Source organism: Thermus thermophilus (assembly GCF_019974155.1).
In the GTDB taxonomy this organism is placed as follows: Bacteria; Deinococcota; Deinococci; order Deinococcales; family Thermaceae; genus Thermus; species Thermus thermophilus_C.
Window position 1 is genome coordinate 1,298,437 of record NZ_AP025158.1, and the last position, 21,653, is coordinate 1,320,089.

Below are 21,653 nucleotides of genomic sequence, written 5' to 3' on the forward strand. Positions count from 1 at the left end.
ATGGAAGGCCCCGGGCTCAAGGCGGAAATCCTGGCGGTCCTCTTCGCCGCGGGCAGGCCCGTTTCCCTAAAGGAGCTCAAGGCCCTAGGCCACCCCGAGGAGGCCGTCCTCCGCGCCCTCAAGGCCCTGGAGCGGGACCTCGAGGCCGGGCACCTGGGCGTGGCCCTGGAGCGGGTGGCGGGGGGATGGCGGCTCGTGGTCCACCCCAAGGCCTTGGAGGCGGTGGAGCGCGTCCTTAAGCCCTCCCCGCCCCGCCTCTCCAAGGCGGCCCTCGAGGTCCTGGCCCTCATCGCCTACCACCAGCCCGTGACCCGGGCGGAGCTTGAGGCCATGCGGGGGAAGAGCGTGGAGGGCGCCCTGGAAAGCCTCCTGGAGCGGGGTCTTGTCCGGGTGGTGGGGGAGAAGGAAGCCCCCGGCCGCCCCAAGCTCTACGGCACCACGGAGCGCTTTTTGGAGGTCTTCGGCCTGGAGAGCCTAGAAGACCTCCCCCCGCTCAGGGAGGACGGCCCACCCCTCCTCCTCCGCGGCTAGGGCCTCCCGGGCGGGGACGGGGAGGGGGCTATAAAGCTCGTTCTCCCGAACGAAGGCGAGGAGGAAGCGGGAGAGGAGGCGCATCTGGCTTTTGTGGGCCCGGACGGCCCGCTCCTTCCTGCGCACCTCCTCCTCGCTCAAGGGAAAGCGCTGCCAGGGAAGCCTCCGGCCTCGAGGGGGCGGGTAGAGGGGAAGCCTAGGGTGGAGGCCCTTGGGCAGGGGGTACTGGTACCCCCCGTGGACGATGTAGTAGAGGAGGCGGTCTTCCAGGCCGAGAAGGGCCGCCGCCCGCATGCCGAAGTAGGCCGTGGCCTGGTGGTCCCGGTGGGCGTCCAGGGGGCTTGGCAGGAGGATCCGGGTGGGCTTGAAAGACCGGAGGACCTCCACCAAGAGGGCCTCCAGGGCCTTCCCCGTGTAGGGGAGGCCCGGGCGGTGGCACCCCGGGTAGGCCACCGCCTTAAGCCCCGTGTAGGGGCTCTCGTAGGGCAGGTAGTAGTGGGTGGTGAAGAGGGGGTAGAGGCCCTGGTCGGGAAAGCCCAGAAAGAGGGCGCTTTCCCGGGGAAGGCCCAGGGCCTCGAGGCCCCGCCTGGCCTCCACCATCCGCCTCAGGGCCAGGCGGCGCAGGGCCTCAGGGGAAGGAAGCGGGCTTCCCGCCGCCAGGTCAAAGGCGTCCCCCGAGGTGAGGTAGACCACCCTCACCTCCCCCCCTTCCCGCGCCACCCGCCCCATGAGCCCCCCCGCGGCCAGCACCTCGTCGTCGGGGTGGGGGGCGAGCACGAGGAGGCGCTCGCCCGAAAGGGGCGGGGGCAGAAGGGGGAGGCGCCGGACCCGGGCCGAGGCCACGAGGGCGTGGTAGCCGGCGAAGAGGAAGTGGCCGTTGATGAAGGCCCAAACCCCGAGGGCCGCCGCCAGGACCATGAGGCGTTCCGCCCAGAGGAGGCCCAGCCACAGGCGCGCCGCCTCCGCCACCCCCAGGTAGAGGACGAGGAGGAGGACGAGCCACTGCCAGGGCCTAAGCCGACGCATGGGGGCATTTTACGGGGCCTATAGACTGGGGGCGTGGCCCAGGTGCGGAAGGCCCACCCCAAAGACCTGGCGGCCATCGCCCGCCTCTCCCACCAGACCCTCCTCCTCGGCAGGGAAGGCCCAAAGGTCTTCCCCAGCGAGACCCTCTGGGGAGCCCTCTTCGTGGCCCCCTACCTGGAGGCCGGCTGCTGCAACCTGGTGGCCGAGGAGGAAGGCCGGGTGGTGGGCTACATCCTCGGGGCCTGCGCCGACCGGCCCCTCGCCCTCGCCTTCGCCAAGCGCCTGCTTTGGGCCCTTCCCCGCCTCCTCCTCGGGCGGTTCGGCCCTCCCCTTCCCCACCTCCGCTACCTCCTCCGCCTCCTCCGCTATCCGGGGCCCAAGGCCCCCAAGGACCGCTACCCGGCCCACCTGCACATCGCCGTGGACCCCGAGGCCCAGGGCCACGGGGTGGGCAAGGCCCTCCTCGCCGCCTTCCTCAAGTGCCTGCGGGAAAAGGGGGTACCGGGGGTACAGCTCGCCACCACCCGGGCCAACCGCGCCGCCCGGGGCCTCTACCGGGCCATGGGGTTTTGGGTGTACGCCAAGCGGGCGAGCCCCTTCTGGGCCCCCTACCTGGGCCGGCCCCTGATCCACGAGGTCTGGGTGCGGGACCTGGAGTAGACTGAGCCCATGGTGGACTTCTACGCCCTGGAGGACCTCCTCACCCCGGAGGAGAAGGAGGTCCAGAAGGCCGCCCGCCGCTTTCTGGAAAAGGAGGCCCTGCCTTACATCCGCGACTGGTGGGAGGAAGGGGTCTTCCCCACCCACCTCATCCCCAGGTTCGCCGAGCTCGGCTTCCTAGGCCCCACCCTCCCCCCCGAGTACGGGGGGGCGGGGGTGAGCAGCGCCGCCTACGGCCTCATCGCCTACGAGCTGGAGCGGGTGGACTCGGGGCTCAGGAGCTTCGTGAGCGTGCAAAGCTCCCTGGTCATGTACCCCATCTACGCCTACGGGAGCGAGGAGCAAAAGCGGGAGTTCCTCCCGAGGCTCGCCCGCGGGGAGATGGTGGGCTGCTTCGGCCTCACCGAGCCCGACGGGGGCTCGGACCCCTACGGCAACATGAAGACCCGGGCCAGGCGCGAGGGGGACACCTGGGTCCTGAACGGCACCAAGATGTGGATCACCAACGGCAACCTGGCCCACATCGCCCTCATCTGGGCCAAGGACGAGGAGGGCAGGGTTCTGGGCTTTATCGTCCCCACCGACACCAAGGGCTTCCAGGCCCGGGAGGTGAAGCGCAAGATGTCCCTCCGCGCCTCGGTGACGAGCGAGCTCGTCCTGGAAGACGTCCGGGTGCCCGAGTCCCTGCGCCTCCCCAAGGCGGAAGGCCTGAAGGCGCCCCTTTCCTGCCTCACCCAGGCCCGCTTCGGCATCGCCTGGGGGGCCATGGGGGCCCTCGAGGCCGTCTACACCGAGGCCGTGGAGTTCGCCAAAAGCCGCGCCACCTTCGGCGAGCCCCTCGCCAAGAAGCAGCTCGTCCAGGCCAAGCTCGCCGAGATGCTCGCCTGGCACACGGAGGGCCTCCTCCTCGCCTGGCGGCTCGCCCGGCTCAAGGACGAAGGGAAGCTCACCCCCGCCCAGGTCTCCCTGGCCAAAAGGCAGAACGTCTGGAAGGCCCTCCAGGCCGCCCGCATGGCCCGGGACATCCTGGGAGGGAGCGGCATCACCCTGGAGTACCACGCCATCCGCCACATGCTGAACCTGGAAACGGTCTACACCTACGAGGGCACCCACGACGTCCACACCCTGGTCTTGGGCCGGGAGATCACCGGCCTGAACGCCTTCTAAAGGCCCGCCGGGGCCTTCGGCAGGCCCTTAAGCCATGGTCATCGCCTTCACCGGCGACCCCTTTCTGGCGCGGGAGGCCCTCCTCGAGGAGGCGCGGCTTAGGGGGCTTTCCCGCTTCACCGAGCCCACCCCGGAGGCCCTGGCCCAGGCCCTCGCCCCGGGGCTTTTCGGGGGCGGGGGGGCGATGCTGGACCTGAGGGAGGTGGGGGAGGCGGAGTGGAAGGCCCTAAAGCCCCTCCTGGAGGGCGTGCCCGAGGGCGTTCCCGTCCTCCTCCTGGACCCCAAGCCGAGCCCCTCCCGGGCGGCCTTCTACCGGAACCGGGAAAGGCGGGACTTCCCCACCCCCAAGGGGAAAGACCTCGTAAGGCACATAGAACACCGGGCCAAGCGCCTGGGGCTCAGGCTCCCGGGCGGGGTGGTCCAGTACCTGGCCTCCCTGGAGGGGGACCTCGAGGCCCTGGAGCGGGAGCTGGAGAAGCTTGCCCTCCTCTCCCCTCCCCTCACCCTGGAGAAGGTGGAGAAGGTGGTGGCCCTGAGGCCCCCCCTCACGGGCTTTGACCTGGTGCGCGCCGTCCTGGAGAAGAACCCCAAGGAGGCCCTCCTGCGCCTCAGGCGCCTCAAGGAGGAGGGGGAGGAGCCGCTAAGGCTTCTCGGGGCCCTCTCCTGGCAGTTCGCCCTCCTCGCCCGGGCCTTCCTCCTCCTCCGGGAAAACCCCCGGCCCAAGGAGGAGGACCTCGCCCGCCTCGAGGCCCACCCCTACGCCGCCAAAAAGGCCCTGGAGGCGGCGAGGCGCCTTGGGGAAGCGGCCCTCAAGGAAGCCCTGGACACCCTCATGGAGGCGGAAAAGCGGGCCAAGGGGGGGAAGGACCCGTGGCTCGCCCTGGAGGCGGCGGTCCTCCGCCTCGCCCGTTGACCCGCGGGTCAGGGGCGGGTAGACTCGGGACATGCTCAAGCCCGAGCTGGTGGAGGCGGTGCTCGCGCGGGCGCTGAAGGGCGGGGCCGACTTCGCCGAGGTCTACGCCCAGCGCGCCAAGAAGCGCAGGATGAAGGTCCGCCAGGGGGCCCTGGAGGAGGCCCTCTCCGGCCTGGACTACGGGGCGGGGGTGCGGCTTTTCTTCGGCACCGAGGTGGTCTACGCCTACACCAACGACCTCACCCAAGAAGGCCTCATGGAGGCCCTGGAGACCCTCCTCCGGGCCAAGCGCCACGCCGCGGAAGAAGGAGGCGGCCCTCGCCCTGGAGGAGGCCCTGCGGGAAGACCCTCGGGTGAAAAGCGTCCTCATGGGGGGCTACCTGGAGCGGGAGGTCCGGGTGGCCCTCAAAAGCACCCAAGGGGCGGAAGGAAGCTTCCGCACGGGCTTCGCCGCCCTCATGGGAAGCTTCGTCATGGCCCAGGGGAAAAGCGTCAAGCAGGGGTGGGACTTCAAGGCGGGCAAGGAGTTCCACGCCCTGGAGCCGGGGCGCACCGCCCTCGAGTTCCGGGAGAAGACGGCGAGGCTCCTTGAGGCCAAGCCCCTGAAGACGGGCCGCTACCGGGCCTACCTGGAGCCTGAGGCCATGGCCATGCTCCTTTCCGTCCTCGCCGAGGCCTTTTCCGGCAAGAACGCCCTGGAGGGGAAAAGCCGCCTCCTGGGGAGGCTTGGGGAGAGGATCGCAAGCCCCCTCGTGACCCTCGTGGACGACCCCACCCTGGAGAAGGGCCTCCTCTCCCGCCCCTTTGACGCCGAGGGCACCCCTACGGAGCGCACCGTGGTGGTGGAGAAGGGGGTCTTTAAGACCTTCCTCCACAACCTGGAGACGGCCAGGGCCCTGGGCCAGAGGAACACGGGCCACGCCGCCCGGTCCTACCGGGAAACCCTCGAGGTCGCCCCCACCAACCTCTACCTGGAGCCCGTGGGGAACCTCCGCCTCACGGACGGGGTGGTGGTCACGGAGTTCATGGGCCTCCACGCCGGGGCAAACCCCGTGACCCTGGACTTCTCCTTACAGGCCCTGGGGCTTTGGGTGGAGGAGGGGGAGGTGCGGCACGCCGTGGAGAACTTCGCCGTCTCCGGAAACCTCCTGGAACTCCTCCAAGGGGTGGAGGCGGTGGGGGACGACCTGGACTGGCTCCTCCTGGACGCCGCCTACGGGAGCCCCACCGTGGCGGTGGCCGAGCTCTCCTTCGCCGGGGCGTGATACCACCCCATGCGGGCTTGCGCCCGCACGGGGGCCCCGGTAAAAAGGGGCATGAAGGTCTTCGTCACCCGTACCCTTCCCGGGAAGGCCTTGGACCGCTTGCGGGAAAGGGGCCTACAGGTGGAGGTCCACCGGGGGCTCTTCCTCCCCCGGGAGGAGCTCCTAAGGCGGGTGGAGGGGGCGGTGGGCCTCATCCCCACGGTGGAGGACCGCATAGACGCCGAGGTGATGGACCGGGCCAAGGGCCTCAAGGTCATCGCCTGCTACAGCGTGGGGGTGGACCACGTGGACCTCGAGGCGGCCCAGAAGAGGGGCATCCGGGTCACGAACACCCCCGGGGTCCTCACCGAGGCCACCGCCGACCTCACCCTGGCCCTCCTCCTCGCCGTGGCCAGGCGGGTGGTGGAGGGGGCGGCCTACGCCCGGGATGGGCTCTGGAAGGCCTGGCACCCCGAGCTCCTTTTGGGCCTGGACCTCCAGGGCCTCACCCTCGGCCTCATCGGCATGGGCCGCATCGGCCAGGCGGTGGCCAAGAGGGCTTTGGCCTTCGGGATGCGGGTGGTCTACCACGCCCGCACCCCCAAGCCCCTCCCCTACCCCTTCCTCTCCCTGGAGGAGCTCCTTAAGGAGGCGGACGTCGTCTCCCTCCACACCCCCCTCACCCCGGAAACCCATAGGCTTTTAAACCGGGAACGGCTCTTCGCCATGAAGCGGGGGGCCATCCTCCTCAACACCGCCCGGGGGGCCCTGGTGGACACCGAGGCCCTGGTGGAGGCCTTAAGGAGCCACCTCTTCGGGGCGGGCCTGGACGTCACCGACCCCGAGCCCCTGCCCCAGGGCCACCCCCTCTACCGCCTCCCCAACGCCCTCGTCACCCCCCACATCGGCTCGGCGGGGAGAACGACCCGGGAGCGCATGGCCGAGGTGGCGGTGGAAAACCTCCTCGCCGTCCTAGAGGGGAGGGAGCCGCCAAACCCGGTAGTATAGGCGCCATGGGCCTTCTCGTCGGCTTCCTCGGCGGGGTCTTCGGCGGCCTCGTGGGCCTAGGCGGCGGCACGGTGATGATCCCCCTGATGGTGGGGCTTCTCAAGCTTCCCCAGCACAAGGCCCACGGCACGAGCCTGGTGGCCGTCTTCTTCACGGGGCTCGTGGGGGCCTTGACCTACGGCCTGCAGGGCTCCTTGGCCCCCAAGGCCGCGCTTTTCCTGGCCCTCACCGCCATCCTAACCGCCCGCTTCGGCGCCCGCTTCGCCCACGGCCTCTCCGAGAACAACCTCAAGCGGTCCTTCGGCTGGTTCCTCATCGCCGTGAGCTTCCTCCTTCTCCTCAGACCCTACCTCGCCCCCCTCGGCCTGGTGCGGGGCGAACTCCTCCAGGACCTCGCCCTCCTCCTCGCCGGAAGCCTCACCGGCTTCCTCTCGGGGATGATGGGGGTGGGCGGGGGGACGATCATGGTCCCGGCCATGGTCCTCCTCCTGGGGATGCCCCAGCACACCGCCCAGGGGACGAGCCTCCTCGCCATGGTCCCGGCGAGCCTGGTGGGCGCCCACACCCACCTGCGCCTGGGGAACGTGGACCGGGACCTCGCCCTAGGCCTCGTGCCCGGGGTCCTGGTGGGCACCTTCCTAGGGGGGGAGCTCGCCCACATCCTCCCGGAAGGCGCCTTGCGGCTCGTCTTCGCCGCCGTGCTCGTCTGGACGGGGTGGCGGTACGCCCGTGCAGGAAGGTAACTTCAAACACTTTTTCACGGGCTCAACCGGCTCCACCTCGGGCTCCTGGTGGGCCTCCTCGCCCTGAGCGTGGCCCGCGAGAAGCCCAAGACGGCCTAACCCCGCGCCCGGGCTCCCCGCCCGAGGCCTTCCTTGGGCGGGGTTCCCCTTGCCCGGACGGGGCGCCGGGTGTAAGGTAGGGCTGGCCTTTAAACCGGTCCCGCGAGGCCGGAAAGGGGGAAAGATGCGAGAAACAAGGAAGCGGCCCGAAAGGAAGGGAAGGAGCGGAGGCCCTGGCCTCCGCCTCTTTTTGGAGGTGGCCGGTGCGCTTTAAGGCGGAGCTCATGAACCAAGAGGAGATGCGGCGGGCCCTCTACCGCATCGCCCACGAGATCGTGGAGGCCAACAAGGGGACGGAGGGCCTGGCCCTGGTGGGGATCCACACCCGGGGCATCCCCCTCGCAGGGCGCATCGCCCGCTTCATCGCGGAGTTTGAGGGGAAGGAGGTGCCCGTGGGGGTCTTGGACATCACCCTCTACCGGGACGACCTCACGGAGATCGGCTACAGGCCCCAGGTGCGGGAGACCCGGATCCCCTTTGACCTCACGGGGAAGGCCACCGTCCTGGTGGACGACGTCCTCTACACGGGCCGCACCGCCCGGGCCGCCTTAGACGCCCTCATGGACCTGGGAAGGCCAAGGCGCATCTACCTCGCGGTCCTCGTGGACCGGGGGCATAGGGAGCTTCCCATCCGGGCGGACTTCGTGGGGAAGAACGTCCCCACCTCCCGGAGCGAGGTGGTGAAGGTCAAGGTGGTGGAGGTGGACGGGGAGGACCGGGTGGAGCTTTGGGAAAAGGAGGAGGCATGAGGCACCTCCTGGACTTCCAAGGCTGGAACAGGCCTGAGGTGGAAAGCCTCCTGGACACCGCCCGGGTGATGCGGGAGGTCCTGGAGCGGCCCGTCAAGAAGGTCCCCGCCCTCCAGGGCTTCACCGTGGCCACGGTCTTCTTTGAGCCCTCCACCCGCACCCGCATCTCCTTTGAGCTCGCCGCCCGGCGCATGTCGGCGGACGTGGTCTCCTTCGCCGCCCAGACCAGTAGCCTCCAGAAGGGGGAAAGCTACAAGGACACCCTCCTCACCCTCGAGGCCATGGGGGTGGACGCCTACGTCATCCGGGCGGACAGCGCCGGGGTGCCCCACCAGGCCACCCGCTGGGTCAAGGGGGCCGTGATCAACGGGGGGGACGGCCGCCGCGCCCACCCCACCCAGGCCCTCCTGGACGCCTACACCCTCCTCGAGGCCCTGGGCACCTTAGAGGGCAAGAAGGTCGCCATCGTGGGGGACATCCTCCACTCCCGGGTGGCCCGCTCCAACGCCGAGCTCCTTCCCCTCCTCGGGGCCCAGGTCTTCTGCGCCGGCCCCCCGAGCCTCCTCCCCCAAAGCCTCCCCGGGGTCCACCTCACCCCCCACCTGGAGGAGGCCCTGGAGGAGGCGGACGCCGTCATGGTCCTCAGGCTCCAGAAGGAGCGCATGGAGGCGGGGCTCGTCCACCTGGAGGACTACATCGCCCGCTACCAGGTGACGGAAAGGCGCCTCGCCCGGGCCAAGCCCCAAGCCCCCCTCCTCCACCCCGGCCCCATGAACCGGGACGTGGAGCTGGAGGGCAGCTTGGCGGACTCGGCGAGGAGCCTGGTGAACCGCCAGGTGCAAAACGGGGTGGCGGTGCGCATGGCGGTGCTCTACCACCTTTTGGTGGGAAAAGGGAGGTGACGTGGGGTACCATGAGGCCATGGTGAAGGCCGAGGAAGCCCTGGCGGAGCTTCTCAACCGGGTGCGGGTGCTCCCCCCGCAAAAGGCCCGCAGGAAGCGTCCCAAGCCGGTGCTCCTGAAGGGAGAAACGCCCCCTCTCCATGAACTCCTCACCCGGGAACGGCGCTAAGGTTTTCTTCGCCGACACCAGCGCCCTCCTCTACCTCGTGGTGGACCACCCCGGCGAGCCCTTCGCCTGGGTTCGGGGCCTCCTCCGGGAGGCCCCCCTGGCGGCCTGCGACCTCTTCCTTCCGGAAGCCGTGGCCGCCCTAAGGGGGCGCCGGGACGGGGGCCACCTGAGCCCGAGGGGCTTTCGGAAGGCGGTGCGGTCTCTGGAAGAGCTGCTCCCGAGCCTTTACCTCGTGGAAAGCGGCCTGGCCCTGATGCAGGCGGCAAGCCTCCTTGCCCGCGAGCATCCCTTGCGGGGGGCGGACGCCGTCCACCTGGCGGCCATGGCCCTTTTTCGCCAGGTTTCGGGGGTGTTCTTGACCCTGGACCGCAGGCAATACCGGGTGGCCAAGGTCCTGGTGCCCACCCACCCGGTGCCCGAACTGGAGGAAGCATGATCCTGATCCGAAACGTACGGCTCGTGGACGCTACGGGGGAACGCGGCCCCCTGGACGTCCTCATCGGCGAAGGGAGGATCCTCTCCCTGGAAGGCGGCGAGGCGAAGCAGGTGGTGGACGGCACGGGGTGCTTCCTCGCCCCGGGGTTTTTAGACCTCCACGCCCACCTCCGCGAGCCCGGGGAGGAGGTGAAGGAGGACCTCTTCTCGGGGCTTCTCGCGGCGGTGCGGGGCGGGTACACGGACCTCGTCTCCATGCCCAACACCAAGCCCCCTGTGGACACCCCGGAGGCGGTGCGGGCCCTCAAGGAGAAGGCCAAGGCCCTGGGCCTCGCAAGGCTCCACCCCGCGGCCGCCCTCACCCTGGGCCAGGAAGGGAAGCACCTCGCCCCGGCGGGGCTTCTCCGGGAGGCGGGGGCGGTCCTCCTCACGGACGACGGCCGCACCAACGAGGACGCCGGGGTCTTGGCGGCGGGGCTCCTCATGGCCGCGCCCCTAGGCCTCCCCGTGGCGGTGCACGCGGAGGACGCGGGCCTAAGGCGAAATGGGGTGATGAACGACGGGCCCTTGGCGGACCTCCTGGGCCTTCCCGGAAACCCCCCGGAGGCCGAGGCCGCCCGCATCGCCCGGGACCTCGAGGTCCTGCGCTACGCCTTAAGGCGAAGCCAGGCCACCCCCCGCCTCCACGTCCAACACCTCTCCACGAAGCGGGGCCTGGAGCTCGTCCGGGAGGCCAAGCGAGGGGGCCTCCCCGTGACCGCCGAGGCCACCCCCCACCACCTCACCCTCACGGAAGAGGCCCTAAAGGCCTTTGACCCCCTCTTCAAGGTGGCCCCGCCCCTCCGCACCCGGGAGGACCGGGAGGCCCTCGTGGAGGGGCTTCTTGACGGCACCCTGGACGCCATCGCCACCGACCACGCCCCCCACACCCTGTCGGAGAAGGAGATGGACCTCCTGAGGGCCCCCTTCGGCATCCCGAGCCTCGAGGTGGCCTTCCCCCTCCTTTACACCGAGCTCCACCTGAAGCGGGGCTTTCCCCTGCAAAGGCTCGTGGAGCTTTTCACCGACGGCCCCAGGCGGGTCCTGGGCCTTTCCCCTATTCACCTGGAGGAAGGGGCCGAGGCGAGCCTCGTCCTCCTCTCCCCCAAGGAGCGCCCCGTGGACCCCAGGGCCTTCGCCTCCAAGGCCCGCTACTCCCCCTGGGCGGGGTGGGTCCTCGGAGGGTGGCCCGTCCTCACCCTGGTGGAGGGGCGGATCGTCCACGAGGCGCTAAAATAGGGGCGTGCTGAAGAAGCTCCTGGAGGCGGATGCCATCGGCCTCAGGCTGGAGTGGGTGGGGGGGCTTCCCCTCTGGGAGGCCCAGCCCACCTACCGGCACCAGAAGGCGGTGGACCGGATCCGGCAAAGCCTCCGGCCCAAGGAGGGCGCCCCTTGCGCCTGCGTCCACGTGGCCACCGTCTACGTGCGCTTTCCCGACGGTTCCTACAAAAGGCCCGACATCGCCATCTTCTGCCGGGAACCCGAGGAGCTGGACGAGGCCATCACCCTTCTCCCCGAGGCGGTGGTGGAGGTGGTGAGCCGGGGCTACGAGGCCAAGGACCTGGAGATCGGCCCCCGCTTCTACCTCTCCCAGGGGGTGAAGGACGTGGTGGTCTTTGACCCCTACACCCTTCTCGTCCTCCACCTGCGCCGCGATGGGGCCTCACGCTACGTTTCCCCGGTGGAACTGGAGCTGGAGGCGGGCTGCCTCCTCACCGTCTGAACCCCGTACGGGCTTGCACCCCCATGGGAGCCCGGACCCCGGCTCACGAGCGGCGAAGTTCCCCCAGGGAGGAAACCCCCTCGGCCTCCATGAGGCGGAGAAGCCCCAGGAGGAGCCTCCTGGGGAAGAGGGGCCCCCCGTAGACGAAGCCCGTGTAGACCTGGACCAGGCTCGCCCCGGCCTTGAGCCGCTCCCAGAGGTCCAAAGGCGTCTCCACCCCCCCCACGCTCACCAGGGCAAGCCCCTCCGCCTGGGCCAGATGGCGGAGGACCTCCAGGGCCCTCCCCTTCAGGGGCCTTCCCGAAAGCCCCCCGGCTTCCCGAGCGAGAGGGCTTTTTAGGCCCTCCCGGGCGAGGGTGGTGTTCACCGCCACCAGGCCCTGAAGGCGGTGCTTCTTGGCCAGGGCGAGGACCTCGTCCAGGGCCTTGGGGGAGAGGTCCGGGGCCACCTTGAGGAGGAGGGGCTTTGGGGTGGCCGGGCGGAGGCGGGCGAGGAGCTCGTCCAGGAAGGGGCCTTCCTGGAGGGTCCGAAGCCCTGGGGTGTTGGGGGAGCTCACGTTCAGGACGAAGTAGTCCCCAAAAGGCTCCAGGAGGCGGAGGGCCTTTAGGTAGTCCTCCGCCGCCCGCTCCAAGGGCGTGTCCCGGTTCTTCCCCAGGTTGACCCCAATGGGCAGGGGAAGCCCCCTTTGGCGGAAGCGCTTTAGGCGCGTGGCGGCCTCCTCCGCCCCCCGGTTGTTGAAGCCCATGCGGTTGATGAGGGCGCGGTCTTCCCCCAGGCGGAAAAGCCTCGGCCTCGGGTTGCCCTCCTGGGGCCTCGGGGTGAGGGTCCCCACCTCGGCGAAGCCGAAGCCCAGGGCCCACCAGGCCCCGAGGGCCCTCGCGTCCTTGTCCATCCCCGCGGCGAGGCCCAAGGGGTTGGGAAAGGAAACCCCAAAGGCCTCCACCCGGAGGCGGGGGTCCTCCACCCGAAGAAGCCTCGCGGGAACCTCCAGCAAGGGCCCCCTTTCCGACCAGAGAGCGAGGAGGCCCAAGGTGAGCTCGTGGGCGGTCTCGGGGTCTAAGGCGAAGAGGAGGCGGTGCACAGACCCATGCTACCCCCTCGCCGCCCGCGTCCGGTTAGAATGGCCGCATGAGGCGAGTCTTCTGGCCCCTCGTGGCCCTAGCCGGGCTCCTTGCCGCCTGCTCCGTCAGCTTCACCATCCCCCTCCCCGACCAGACCGTCCAGCTCCCCGCCCTGGGGGGCACCCTGGGCCGGGTGGTCTACCCCGCCCAGGCCCAGAGCTTCCCCCCGCCCGGGGGCGTCCTCAAGGACGTCCAGGTCACGGGCACCCTCGAGGCCAGCCAGCCCCTCTCCTTGACCCTGGACCTCTACGCCCGCACGAAAGACCCGGCCCAGGACGAGAACTGCCTGGCCCTGGGCGGGTACGCCTACGCCTGCGCCCTGGGCCCCGAGGACGGGCCCATAGGCCGCGCGAGCTTCGCCGGAACCTCGGCCCCCCTTTCCCTCAAGGGGGAGAAGCTGACCCAGGGGGTGCAGGAGGGGAGGCTTTGGCTTGGGGCCATGGTCCAGGGCCTGCCTAATGGCGGCCTCACCCTCACCTTCAAGAACCTCAAGGCCACCCTCACCCTGGGCCTCTAGGCCTTTGTGGCGGTGGGCCCCATGGCCCCCGGGCCGCCCGGGTATCATGGGGGTAGATGAAGGACGCCTTGCGCCTAGAACTCCCCGTTTTGCCCCTCAGGAACACCGTCATCCTCCCCCACACCACCACGGGGGTGGACGTGGGGCGCCTTAAGAGCAAGCGGGCGGTGGAGGAGGCCCTCTCCGCCGACCGGCTCCTCTTCTTGGTGACCCAGAAGGACCCCGAGGTGGACGACCCCGCCCCGGAGGACCTTTACGCCGTGGGCACCCTGGCCGTGGTCAAGCAGGCCATGCGCCTGCCCGACGGCACCCTGCAGGTGATGGTGGAGGCGAGAAGCCGGGCCCGGCTCCTCTCCTACGTGGCCGCCCCTTACCTCCGGGCCGTGGGGGAGGCCATCCCCGAGCCTCCCCTAAAGGATCCCGAGCTCGCCCGGGTCCTGGTGAACGAGGTCCAGGAGGCCTTTGAGCGCTACCTGCAGAACCACAAGACCCTGCGCCTGGACCGCTACCAGCAGGAGGCGGTCAAGAGCACCCGGGACCCCGCCATCCTGGCGGACCTCGTGGCCCATCACGCCACCTGGACCCTGGAGGAGAAGCAGGCCATCCTGGAGACCCCGGAGGTGGAGGAGCGCCTGAAGCGGGTGCTGACCCTGCTCCTCCGCGACCTGGAGCGCTTTGAGCTGGACAAGAAGATCGCCGCCCGGGTCAAGGAGCAGATGGACCAGAACCAGAGGGAGTACTACCTCCGGGAGCAGATGAAGGCCATCCAGCGGGAGCTTGGGGGCGGGGAGGACTTCCTCACGGAGATTGAGGAGCTCCGCGAGCGCATTGAGAAGAAGGGCATGCCCGAGCCCGTGAAGGAAAAGGCCCTCAAGGAGCTCAAGCGCCTGGAGAAGATGCAGCCCGGCTCCCCCGAGGCCACGGTGAGCCGCACCTACCTGGACTGGCTCCTGGAGGTCCCCTGGACGGAGGCCGACCCCGAGGTCTTGGACATCTCCGTGACCAAGCGGGTCCTGGACGAGGACCACTACGGCCTCAAGGAGGTGAAGGAGCGCATCCTGGAGTACCTGGCGGTGCGCCAGCTCACCCAGGGGAAGGAGGTGAAGGGCCACGCCCCCATCCTCTGCTTCGTGGGGCCTCCGGGGGTGGGCAAGACCTCCTTGGGGCGGAGCATCGCCCGGAGCATGAACCGCCGCTTCCACCGCATCTCCCTGGGGGGGGTGCGGGACGAGGCGGAGATCCGGGGGCACCGCCGCACCTACATCGGGGCCCTTCCCGGCAAGATCATCCAGGGGATGAGGCAGGTGGGGGTGGTGAACCCCGTCTTCCTCCTGGACGAGATTGACAAGCTCTCCTCTGACTGGCGGGGGGACCCGGCGGCGGCCCTCCTCGAGGTCCTAGATCCCGAGCAGAACCACACCTTCACCGACCACTACCTGGACGTGCCCTACGACCTCTCCAAGGTCTTCTTCATCACCACGGCCAACACCCTCTCCACCATCCCGAGGCCCCTTCTGGACCGGATGGAGGTCATTGAGATCCCCGGCTACACCCTCCACGAGAAGCGCGCCATCGCCCGCTACTTCCGCTGGCCCTTCCAGGTAAAGGAGGCGGGGCTTGAAGGGAGGCTGGAGATCACCGACCGGGCCATAGAGCGCATCGTCCAGGAGTACACCCGGGAGGCCGGAGTGCGCAACCTGGACCGGGAGCTCTCCAAGGTGGCCAGGAAGGCCGCCAAGGACTACCTGGAAAGGCCCTGGGAAGGGGTCAAGGTGGTGGACGCCGAGGACCTCGAGGCCTACCTGGGCGTCCCCAAGTACCGCCCCGACCGGGCGGAGAAGGAGCCCCAAGTGGGGGCGGCCCAGGGCCTGGCCTGGACCCCCTACGGGGGCACCCTCCTCACCATTGAGGCCGTGGCCGTCCCCGGCACGGGCAAGGTGAACCTCACCGGGAACCTGGGGGAGGTCATGAAGGAGTCGGCCCACGCCGCCCTCACCTACCTAAGGGCCCACCGGGAGGAGTGGGGGCTTCCCGAGGGCTTCCACAAGGACTACGATCTCCACATCCACGTCCCCGAGGGGGCCACCCCCAAAGACGGCCCCTCGGCGGGGATCACCATCGCCACCGCCCTGGCCAGCGCCCTCACGGGCCGCCCGGTGCGCATGGACATCGCCATGACCGGGGAGATCACCCTAAGGGGCAGGGTCCTCCCCATCGGCGGGGTGAAGGAAAAGCTCCTCGCCGCCCACCAGGCGGGGATCCACCGGGTCATCCTCCCCAAGGAGAACGCCGCCGAGCTCAAGGAGGTGCCGGAGGAAATCCTCAAGGACCTGGAGGTCACCTTCGTGGAGGAGGTGGGCGAGGTCTTAAGGCTCCTCCTCCTCCCCCCTCCGCCGCCCCCCCTCCCCGCCGAGAGGCCCCAGCCGGGGGCGGGGGCTTAGGGCAACGCCCCCTTCCGGTTGGCGTTGAGGAAAACCCCCGCCCGAAGCGGGCCACCACCTCCTCTGTCGGGACATAGGTGGCCCCTGCGCCTTCAAGGAGCTCTGCGGGGACCCGGCCAAAGTCCACTGGGTGCGGGCCCCCTGAGGGTGGCCTTGGCCACCCTGGCCGGGAGGCGGACCGGGGAGAATGGGCCTATGCGCCCCCTGAAGGCCTTGTTCCTCCTTTTGCCCCTGGGCCTCGCCCTTTACGCCCTCCTCACCCGGGGCTCCCCCGTCCTCTGGGCCGAGCCCGCCCAGGCGGGGCCCGGGGCCCTGCAGGAGGTCTACATCCGGGCCCACCCCGCGGTCTTGGGCATCGCGGACGGGGGGGGGACCCGGGGCACCGGGTTCTTCTACCGGGAAGGCCTCGTCCTCACCGCCTACCACGTGGTGGCGGAGGGGGGGCCCTTCCGGCTCGTCCTGGCGGACCGCACCCAGGCCGAGGCCCGGGTGGTGGGGTTCGCCGAGCCTCTGGACCTGGCCGTGCTCGCCACCCCGGCTAAGGCCCCCGTCCTCCTGCCCCTGGAGACGGCGAGGAGGCCCAAAACTGGGGAGCCCGTCCTCCACATCGGGAACGGCCGGGGCCAGTTCCTCGCCCCCCGGTACGGGCGGGTCACCGGCCTCGAGGTCTCCCCCTCCCCCTTCCTCCCCCAGGGCCTGGTGGAGACCTCCCTCCCCCTCGCCCCCGGGGACTCGGGGGGGCCGGTGCTGGACGCGGAAGGGCGGGTGCTGGGGGTGGCGGTGGCCATCGGCCAGACGGAGGAAGGCTTCCGCAGCTTCTTCACCTCCCTCTTCGGCCGGGGGGAGGCCCTCGCCGCCTTGGAGAGGGGGGAAAGGCGCTACTGGCCCTACCTGGGCCTCCGGGGCCCAAGGGCCCTCACGGCGGAGCTCGCCCGGGAGCTGGGCCTGCCCCCGGGCGGGGTGGTGGTGGGGGAGGTGGTGCCGGGCGGGGCGGCCCACCGGGCGGGGCTTAGGGGGGTGGAGTCGGGCGGGGTGCCGGACGTGATCCTCGAGGTGGACGGGGTGCCGGTGAACAGCTTTGAGGACCTCCTCCGCGAAGTGCGCAGGCACCAGGTGGGAGAAAGAATCCGTCTCACGGTGCGCCGGGAAAGCCAGGTCCTCCAGGTGGAAGCGGTCCTCGCCCCCTTCCCAGGACGCTAAAGGAAAAACCTCCCCCAGGCGCTTCCCAGGGGAGGCAGAAACCCCTGACCTAGGGACGCTGGAGCCAGAACTCGTACATCCCCGAGCCGCTATAGGCGTAGATGCGCCAGACGTAGTAGCCAGCGGTTCCGCTATAGCTGATGCTTTCCTCCGAAGTAGGTCCCGTAGAGCTGGCCACGGTCACCCAACGGGAGCCGTTCCAACGCCAGAGGTAGAGGTCAAAGTCCGCTCCGGCGGGGCCCCTAAGCCAGGCCCTATGGGTACCTGCAGGGCTGTAGTAGGAGGTACCGTTGGGTTGGAAGTCATAGTCGCCAGGACCGGAAAGGCTGCCCGTGTAGTAGCTGCAGTCGGTACATGGGGCTGTGGAACCACCCCCCGAGGAGAGCAGGGAGTAAAGGAGGCGGTTAGGGGACCCCGAACCGATCCCCGAAAGCCGCCCCGTAGTGGCCCCGTTGAGGATAGCGCCCGCAACGGCGGCCGGCGTGGCCGAAGGGTTTTGTTCTAGATACAAGGCAGCCACCCCGACCACATGGGGGGTGGCCATGGAGGTGCCGCTGAGGGTCTGGGTGGCCGTGTCCGAGGTGTACCAGGCCGAGGGGATGGAAGTTCCAGGGGCGAAGAGGTCCACGCAACTACCGTAGTTGGAGAAGCTGGCACGGGCATCGGAAGATGTGGTGGCGCCCACGGTAAGGGCCTCGGCCACCCGGGCTGGGGAGTAGTTGCAGGCGTTGGCATTGTCGTTCCCCGCGGCCACAGCGTAGACCACCCCCGCGGCGATGGAGTTCTTCACGGCGTTGTCTAAGGCCGTGGAGGCTCCGCCTCCCAGGCTCATGTTGGCGACGGCCGGCTTGCGGTGGTTCTGGGTAACCCAGTCCACCCCGGCGATGACCCCAGAAGTGGAACCGGAACCGTTGCAGTCCAGGACGCGCACAGCATAGAGGTTGGCCGCCTTGGCTACTCCATAGGTCACCCCACCGATCGTCCCCGCCACGTGGGTACCGTGGCCGTTACAGTCCTGGCCGTTTCCCCCTAGGGTGTCATAGCCCACCCGGGCTCGGCCGCCGAACTCCTGGTGGGCCGTGCGAATTCCGGTGTCAATCACATAGACGTTAACCCCCCTTCCCGTAGCGGTGTAGGTGTAGCTGTTGGAAAGGGGGAGGTCCCGTTGGTCAATCCGGTCCAGGCCCCAAGGAGCAGGGCTCTGGGTAGACTCAAAACTTGCACTTATTCACCGCGGGCATGAGTATGCTTGGGGACCACTTGAAGAGGGCTACTGGTTTCCCCTCTTATGAGGGGTGCCATGAGACCAGTAGCCCTATCCCTACTTTGGACCATCCTGGCCCTCATGCCAACCCCCCACCTGCGGGAATCCTTGAAGGCCCTGTTGTTCCTTTTCCTCACCGGTCACGGCAAGGCTAGACCCCAGCACAGCAAGACCAAGTCCCCCTCCGCCCTCTCCCGCTTCCTCAACCGCTACCCCTGGCCCACCCGCGCCCTCATCCGCCTGGCCCGCGAGGAGGCCCAGAAAGCCCTGGACCGGGCCAGGCGGAGAAAGGGCCCCAAGCCCCGCCTCCTGGTGGTCCTGGACCTGGTCACCCTGGAAAAGCGGGGCCACTTCCCCCACCTCCCCCTCTCCTTCTTTCACGGCAAGTGGGGCCTCCACCTCGTGGTCCTTTACCTCGTCTACGGGGACCTCCGCGTCCCCTGGGCCTACCGTCTATGGCGGGGCAAGGGGGAGAAAGGCCTCTCCCTCCTGGCCCTGAGCCTCCTGGCCTCTCTGCCCCTCTGGATGCGCCGGACCTTCCGGATACGGGTGGCCGCGGACGCGGCCTTTGGTACGGCCTGGTTCCTCTTTGGGGTGAGGCGGTTGGGCTTGGAAACGGTGGTGGGGATGCGGCGGGACCGGAGGCTGCGGGGAGGGGGAAGGCTTTTGGACCTCAGGCGGCAGGGGAGCCGGGTCTACCTGTGGGGGCTTTCCTTCCCGGTCTGGGTGGCCTGGTACCGCTACCCCCTGCCCCAAGGGGGCTGGGAGTGGCGGTACGTGGTGGCCACCTTTCCCGCCACGCCCCGGACCATGCTCACCTGGGGAAGGAGGCGGTTCACGGTAGAGCACTTCTTCCGGGCTGCGAAGAGTGAGTTCTCCCTGGGGCAGTTCGGGCAGCGGACGGCCTTGGGGGTGCACCGCTTTCTGGTGCTCTCCCTTCTGGCCTACCTGCTGGCCCACTGGGTGGGGGTGGAGGGGAAGGGGAGCTGGCGGGAGGCCAGGGAGGGGGCAGCTCGGGTTCTCTTGCCCGAGCTGGTGGTGCAGGTCATCCTGCGGGAGCTCCACGCCCTGGGTCTGGGGCCGCCGGGGGGAGGGGGTGAAGGTTTATGCGGGGTATGCGGGAGGTGCAAGTTTTGAGTAGACCAAGCCCGCACCACCTTGTCCGCCTCTATGAACTCCACGTCGGGATTCTGCCTTAAGGTCTCTAAGGCCTGGGGCGCCATCACCGCCGCAAATCCCCGGAGAGCGCCCGTGTAGGCCTGGGTCACCGCCACCCCCTGAGGAGCCAGCCGTGCCTGCAGGGTTGTCAATCCACCTTGGAGCAGAGACTGACCCCTTCCCTTCTTAAAGACGACAATGTACTGGCCTGGGATAGCCTCAGGGTCATCCAGGCCATAGACGGGGGCCTCCTTGGGCCAGAAGGCCTCAGCTAAGGTAGGGGTTGGATCGGGCTTGGAAGCCATCTGGCAACCGCCCAAAAGGAAGGCCGCGGGTCGTGTCAAGAGTTATGTGTAAGAGTCTGTGTACGGGGGGCATACCGCTCCTGAAGCATCTTCTCCAGCACCTCCTTCACCTCCGAGAACCCCTTTAGTTTCCGTTCTGCCCACCTCCCTTCCTGCCTCTCTGACTCCAGGTAAAGGAGCTTGTACACCGCCTCTTCCTTAGGAAACTTGTGGTCCCGCACCTTCGTCCCCCGCCGTAGCTCCCGGATAAACCGCTCCATCAGGTTGGTGCTCCGCAGGTACGGCCAAAGCACCTTGGGGTACCCGTAGAACCGCAGGAAGGCCCCCGAATCCTGTACCCAAAGCCCCACCACCCCCGGGTACCGCGAACCCCAGGCGGCCTTCACCTCCTCCAAGGCCCTAAGGGCTTCATCCCTGCTCTCCGCCCCGTACACCCGCCTCAGGTCCTCCGCCAGCAGGCCCCGGTCCCGCGCCCGCACCTGGGACAGGCTCCACCGCACCCCGTGCACCACGCACCGCTGCCACTCCGCCTGAGGGTAGACCCTGCGGATCGCTTCAGGAAGCCCGGGCAGCCCGTCGGTGATGAAGAGCAATACCCGCCGCAGGCCCCGCTGCCAAAGCTCCCCCAGGACCCCCTCCCATCCCAGGGCGCTCTCCGTGGGCAACAGCCAGAACCCCAGGACCCGCCTCTCCCCATCAGGGGCGATGCCCAGGGCCACATACACCGTTTCCCGCACAATCCCTTCCCCTTCCCTGAAGACCTTTAAGGAAAGCCCGTCCAGGTAGACGAAGGCCATCTCCTCGGGCAAAGGCCGGGTGCGGAAGGCTCCTGCCGCCTCCAGGACTTGGTCGGTCAGAGCGCTTAGGGTCTCGTGGGAGTAGCGGTGGCCTAAGAGCAGGCTCAATATCTCGGCCGCCTTGCGCTGACTGACCCCGGCGGCGTACAAGGCCACAGCTACTTCCCCCACGTCCACCAGGCGGCGGGCGTAGGGCTTAAGGAAAGCCGGGTAATACCGAGATTCCCGATCCCTAGGGACCTTCAGGTCCACCTGGCCGAAGGTGGTCTCCAGCTTGCGGGGGTAGTAGCCGTTCCTGCGCCCCCCGTGCACCTGCAAGAAGGCTGTCCGGTCCAGCTCCAGAACCGTCTGCAGAACCTCGGCTACTGTCTCCCGCACCGCTTCCCTCAGCAAGATCCGCAAGGTATCCTGGTCCACGGGGCACCTCCTCGTGCTAAGGTGTGCCCCCCTATTAAACACGGGCCCTTACACATAAATCCTTACACGACCAGGCCGCGAAAAGCCCTACCAGCCAGTAAGTCTTCCTCATACGCTCCTCCGCGGTTTTAACGAGGGCAATCTATCCCAAGAATGCCCAGGCGTCAAGGAAACTTGGGGAACGGTGGCGGTGTAGCGGAGCTCAGAAAGGCTTTTGGAATAGGCAAGTGCCCAAGAGACCGCGAAGAGAGCGAGTATGCGAGCAAGGATTGGTCGTGCCATTAAGTGACATAAGTGAAAAAAGGCAAGCGGCAAAAATGGGACAGGTTGGCTACTCATGTGTAATTGAGGCTGATTGGAAAGAAACCCATGTTAATCAAGGCATGAACCAAAGAAGTCATAGAAAGCGATCGTAAAAAGAGAAAGGAGCCGATTAAAAAAAGTGTGATTACTGTGTAGAGCAAAATTAATTCTGGTTCTAATTGAACCCCGGTCCATGGGTTTACGAGATGAACAAAGACAAACGATACCCCCGAGAAAAGAAGTCCTTTGCTTCCAGCTAGTTGGTAAGGAACGTACCGGAACAAGAACTCCTCAATGTAAGCTCTACTTAACCAAAAGAACAAGGTGATGAATAGGGAGAGGTGCTCTCCGGAGTCAAGCACGTACCAGAACCTACTTGGAGGCCAGTAGGGTAACTTTAAGGCCAGAAGAAACACGAAGAGAAGGTGTCCAAACAAAAGTATAACCGCTAGCCTAAAGACTGGGCTAAAGAGTAGACCCCTGGTGAAGAAGCCCTTCTCGGCTTCAATAAAAGTAAGCCTAGCCCTATACTTCAGGTAGAAAAGCCCTGAAAAAGCGACAATGAGCCAGAGGCCCGTATCGATCAAAAAGGAATCGAGCGGGTGTAGTAAAAAGGCAAAAAAAGAAAACAACGGGCCGAGGAAAAGAAAGATCAGAGGTGCCACAAGGGCCCCCCCGACCTTAGCCTTTACCTGCATTTGCCTACACAAACCGTAGTGGAA

Annotated in this window: 21 protein-coding genes and 3 pseudogenes; 18 read left to right on the top strand and 6 right to left on the bottom strand. The window is 68.1% G+C overall.

Features of this window, described 5'->3' with window-relative positions:
- Positions 1-531, top strand: coding sequence for an SMC-Scp complex subunit ScpB (scpB, locus tag TthTMY_RS06995; protein ID WP_096410760.1), 531 nt, complete (start codon positions 1-3; stop codon positions 529-531).
- Here the strand turns inward: scpB and TthTMY_RS07000 are convergent.
- A complete protein-coding gene (locus TthTMY_RS07000) occupies positions 475-1,557 on the bottom strand; it encodes a PIG-L deacetylase family protein (RefSeq protein ID WP_096410761.1) in 1,083 nt (360 codons plus the stop codon). The two genes, scpB and TthTMY_RS07000, sit on opposite strands and share 57 nt — an antisense overlap.
- Before the next feature lie 33 nt (positions 1,558-1,590).
- On the opposite strand from TthTMY_RS07000, the gene TthTMY_RS07005 reads away from it, so the two are divergent.
- From TthTMY_RS07005 to TthTMY_RS07065, 13 genes and pseudogenes are all read left to right on the top strand, one after another.
- Positions 1,591-2,217, top strand: a complete 627-nt coding sequence (locus TthTMY_RS07005) for a GNAT family N-acetyltransferase (RefSeq protein WP_096410762.1) — start codon at positions 1,591-1,593, stop codon at positions 2,215-2,217.
- Positions 2,218-2,226: 9 nt separating this feature from the next.
- Positions 2,227-3,384, top strand: a complete 1,158-nt coding sequence (locus TthTMY_RS07010) for an acyl-CoA dehydrogenase family protein (protein WP_223903120.1) — start codon at positions 2,227-2,229, stop codon at positions 3,382-3,384.
- A 34-nt stretch (positions 3,385-3,418) separates the two neighbouring features.
- Positions 3,419-4,297 carry a DNA polymerase III subunit delta gene (gene holA / locus TthTMY_RS07015; RefSeq protein ID WP_096410763.1) on the top strand — a complete coding sequence of 293 codons (879 nt, stop codon included), beginning with the start codon at positions 3,419-3,421 and terminating at the stop codon, positions 4,295-4,297.
- Positions 4,298-4,328: 31 nt separating this feature from the next.
- Positions 4,329-4,610, top strand: a pseudogene (locus TthTMY_RS11965) (PmbA/TldA family metallopeptidase); the annotation flags it as partial.
- Between the two features lie 40 nt (positions 4,611-4,650).
- The gene (locus tag TthTMY_RS07025) at positions 4,651-5,562 is read left to right on the top strand and encodes a metallopeptidase TldD-related protein (RefSeq protein WP_223903121.1); all 912 of its coding nucleotides are present in this window, start codon (positions 4,651-4,653) and stop codon (positions 5,560-5,562) included.
- A gap of 51 nt (positions 5,563-5,613) precedes the next feature.
- Entirely contained in the window at positions 5,614-6,549 is a 936-nt protein-coding gene (locus tag TthTMY_RS07030; protein ID WP_096410764.1) for a 2-hydroxyacid dehydrogenase, read from the top strand.
- A gap of 5 nt (positions 6,550-6,554) precedes the next feature.
- Positions 6,555-7,292, top strand: coding sequence for a sulfite exporter TauE/SafE family protein (locus TthTMY_RS07035; protein WP_096410765.1), 738 nt, complete (start codon positions 6,555-6,557; stop codon positions 7,290-7,292).
- 302 nt (positions 7,293-7,594) lie between these two features.
- A complete protein-coding gene (pyrR, locus tag TthTMY_RS07040) occupies positions 7,595-8,140 on the top strand; it encodes a bifunctional pyr operon transcriptional regulator/uracil phosphoribosyltransferase PyrR (protein ID WP_096410766.1) in 546 nt (181 codons plus the stop codon).
- Positions 8,137-9,042 (top strand): aspartate carbamoyltransferase catalytic subunit, encoded by a 906-nt coding sequence (locus TthTMY_RS07045; RefSeq protein ID WP_096410767.1) that lies wholly within the window; start codon positions 8,137-8,139, stop codon positions 9,040-9,042. Before pyrR ends, TthTMY_RS07045 begins: the two co-directional genes overlap by 4 nt.
- 19 nt (positions 9,043-9,061) lie before the next feature.
- The gene (locus tag TthTMY_RS07050) at positions 9,062-9,211 is read left to right on the top strand and encodes a hypothetical protein (RefSeq protein WP_172844606.1); all 150 of its coding nucleotides are present in this window, start codon (positions 9,062-9,064) and stop codon (positions 9,209-9,211) included.
- The gene (locus tag TthTMY_RS07055; protein ID WP_096410768.1) at positions 9,183-9,647 is read left to right on the top strand and encodes a type II toxin-antitoxin system VapC family toxin; all 465 of its coding nucleotides are present in this window, start codon (positions 9,183-9,185) and stop codon (positions 9,645-9,647) included. Before TthTMY_RS07050 ends, TthTMY_RS07055 begins: the two co-directional genes overlap by 29 nt.
- Entirely contained in the window at positions 9,644-10,924 is a 1,281-nt protein-coding gene (locus tag TthTMY_RS07060; RefSeq protein WP_096410769.1) for a dihydroorotase, read from the top strand. The genes TthTMY_RS07055 and TthTMY_RS07060 overlap by 4 nt, the downstream gene beginning before the upstream one ends.
- Positions 10,925-10,928: 4 nt before the next feature.
- Positions 10,929-11,408, top strand: coding sequence for a Uma2 family endonuclease (locus TthTMY_RS07065; RefSeq protein ID WP_096410770.1), 480 nt, complete (start codon positions 10,929-10,931; stop codon positions 11,406-11,408).
- Between the two features lie 43 nt (positions 11,409-11,451).
- Here the strand turns inward: TthTMY_RS07065 and TthTMY_RS07070 are convergent, their stop codons facing one another.
- Positions 11,452-12,489, bottom strand: a complete 1,038-nt coding sequence (locus TthTMY_RS07070; RefSeq protein WP_096410771.1) for a quinone-dependent dihydroorotate dehydrogenase — start codon at positions 12,487-12,489, stop codon at positions 11,452-11,454.
- A 47-nt stretch (positions 12,490-12,536) separates the two neighbouring features.
- Here TthTMY_RS07070 and TthTMY_RS07075 point away from each other — a divergent pair, with 47 nt between their 5' ends.
- From TthTMY_RS07075 to TthTMY_RS07085, 3 genes are all read left to right on the top strand, one after another.
- Positions 12,537-13,046 carry a hypothetical protein gene (locus TthTMY_RS07075; RefSeq protein WP_096410772.1) on the top strand — a complete coding sequence of 170 codons (510 nt, stop codon included), beginning with the start codon at positions 12,537-12,539 and terminating at the stop codon, positions 13,044-13,046.
- Positions 13,047-13,102: 56 nt separating this feature from the next.
- Positions 13,103-15,487: an endopeptidase La gene (gene lon / locus TthTMY_RS07080; protein ID WP_223903122.1), complete on the top strand. Its 2,385-nt coding sequence runs from the start codon at positions 13,103-13,105 to the stop codon at positions 15,485-15,487.
- A 195-nt stretch (positions 15,488-15,682) separates the two neighbouring features.
- Entirely contained in the window at positions 15,683-16,687 is a 1,005-nt protein-coding gene (locus TthTMY_RS07085; RefSeq protein ID WP_223903123.1) for a S1C family serine protease, read from the top strand.
- 49 nt (positions 16,688-16,736) lie between these two features.
- Here the strand turns inward: TthTMY_RS07085 and TthTMY_RS07090 are convergent.
- Positions 16,737-17,897: pseudogene (locus TthTMY_RS07090) on the bottom strand (S8 family peptidase); the annotation flags it as partial.
- Positions 17,898-17,987: 90 nt separating this feature from the next.
- Between TthTMY_RS07090 and TthTMY_RS07095 the strand changes: the two are divergent.
- Positions 17,988-19,088 (top strand): transposase, encoded by a 1,101-nt coding sequence (locus TthTMY_RS07095; RefSeq protein ID WP_041444900.1) that lies wholly within the window; start codon positions 17,988-17,990, stop codon positions 19,086-19,088.
- A gap of 71 nt (positions 19,089-19,159) precedes the next feature.
- Here the strand turns inward: TthTMY_RS07095 and TthTMY_RS07100 are convergent.
- The 3 genes and pseudogenes from TthTMY_RS07100 to TthTMY_RS07110 form a co-directional block, all read right to left on the bottom strand.
- Positions 19,160-19,414: pseudogene (locus TthTMY_RS07100) on the bottom strand (S8 family peptidase); the annotation flags it as partial.
- A 35-nt stretch (positions 19,415-19,449) separates the two neighbouring features.
- On the bottom strand, positions 19,450-20,670 hold the full coding sequence (locus TthTMY_RS07105; protein WP_096410503.1) for an IS256-like element ISTth4 family transposase: 1,221 nt from the start codon (positions 20,668-20,670) through the stop codon (positions 19,450-19,452).
- A gap of 293 nt (positions 20,671-20,963) precedes the next feature.
- Positions 20,964-21,629: a type II CAAX prenyl endopeptidase Rce1 family protein gene (locus TthTMY_RS07110; RefSeq protein WP_015065468.1), complete on the bottom strand. Its 666-nt coding sequence runs from the start codon at positions 21,627-21,629 to the stop codon at positions 20,964-20,966.
- Positions 21,630-21,653: the final 24 nt, after the last annotated feature.

What these genes read in the sequence shown, in the direction of transcription:
- TthTMY_RS07050 (WP_172844606.1), top strand. Translation starts at nt 9,062, where the DNA reads ATGGTGAAGGCCGAGGAAGCCCTGGCGGAGCTTCTCAACCGGGTGCGG.
- TthTMY_RS07055 (WP_096410768.1), top strand. Translation starts at nt 9,183, where the DNA reads ATGAACTCCTCACCCGGGAACGGCGCTAAGGTTTTCTTCGCCGACACC.
- TthTMY_RS07035 (WP_096410765.1), top strand. Translation starts at nt 6,555, where the DNA reads ATGGGCCTTCTCGTCGGCTTCCTCGGCGGGGTCTTCGGCGGCCTCGTG.
- lon (WP_223903122.1), top strand. Translation starts at nt 13,103, where the DNA reads ATGAAGGACGCCTTGCGCCTAGAACTCCCCGTTTTGCCCCTCAGGAAC.
- TthTMY_RS07030 (WP_096410764.1), top strand. Translation starts at nt 5,614, where the DNA reads ATGAAGGTCTTCGTCACCCGTACCCTTCCCGGGAAGGCCTTGGACCGC.
- TthTMY_RS07075 (WP_096410772.1), top strand. Translation starts at nt 12,537, where the DNA reads ATGAGGCGAGTCTTCTGGCCCCTCGTGGCCCTAGCCGGGCTCCTTGCC.
- TthTMY_RS07095 (WP_041444900.1), top strand. Translation starts at nt 17,988, where the DNA reads ATGAGACCAGTAGCCCTATCCCTACTTTGGACCATCCTGGCCCTCATG.
- holA (WP_096410763.1), top strand. Translation starts at nt 3,419, where the DNA reads ATGGTCATCGCCTTCACCGGCGACCCCTTTCTGGCGCGGGAGGCCCTC.
- TthTMY_RS07045 (WP_096410767.1), top strand. Translation starts at nt 8,137, where the DNA reads ATGAGGCACCTCCTGGACTTCCAAGGCTGGAACAGGCCTGAGGTGGAA.
- TthTMY_RS07110 (WP_015065468.1), bottom strand. Translation starts at nt 21,629, where the DNA reads ATGCAGGTAAAGGCTAAGGTCGGGGGGGCCCTTGTGGCACCTCTGATC.
- TthTMY_RS07000 (WP_096410761.1), bottom strand. Translation starts at nt 1,557, where the DNA reads ATGCGTCGGCTTAGGCCCTGGCAGTGGCTCGTCCTCCTCCTCGTCCTC.
- TthTMY_RS07060 (WP_096410769.1), top strand. Translation starts at nt 9,644, where the DNA reads ATGATCCTGATCCGAAACGTACGGCTCGTGGACGCTACGGGGGAACGC.
- scpB (WP_096410760.1), top strand. Translation starts at nt 1, where the DNA reads ATGGAAGGCCCCGGGCTCAAGGCGGAAATCCTGGCGGTCCTCTTCGCC.
- TthTMY_RS07085 (WP_223903123.1), top strand. Translation starts at nt 15,683, where the DNA reads ATGCGCCCCCTGAAGGCCTTGTTCCTCCTTTTGCCCCTGGGCCTCGCC.
- TthTMY_RS07010 (WP_223903120.1), top strand. Translation starts at nt 2,227, where the DNA reads ATGGTGGACTTCTACGCCCTGGAGGACCTCCTCACCCCGGAGGAGAAG.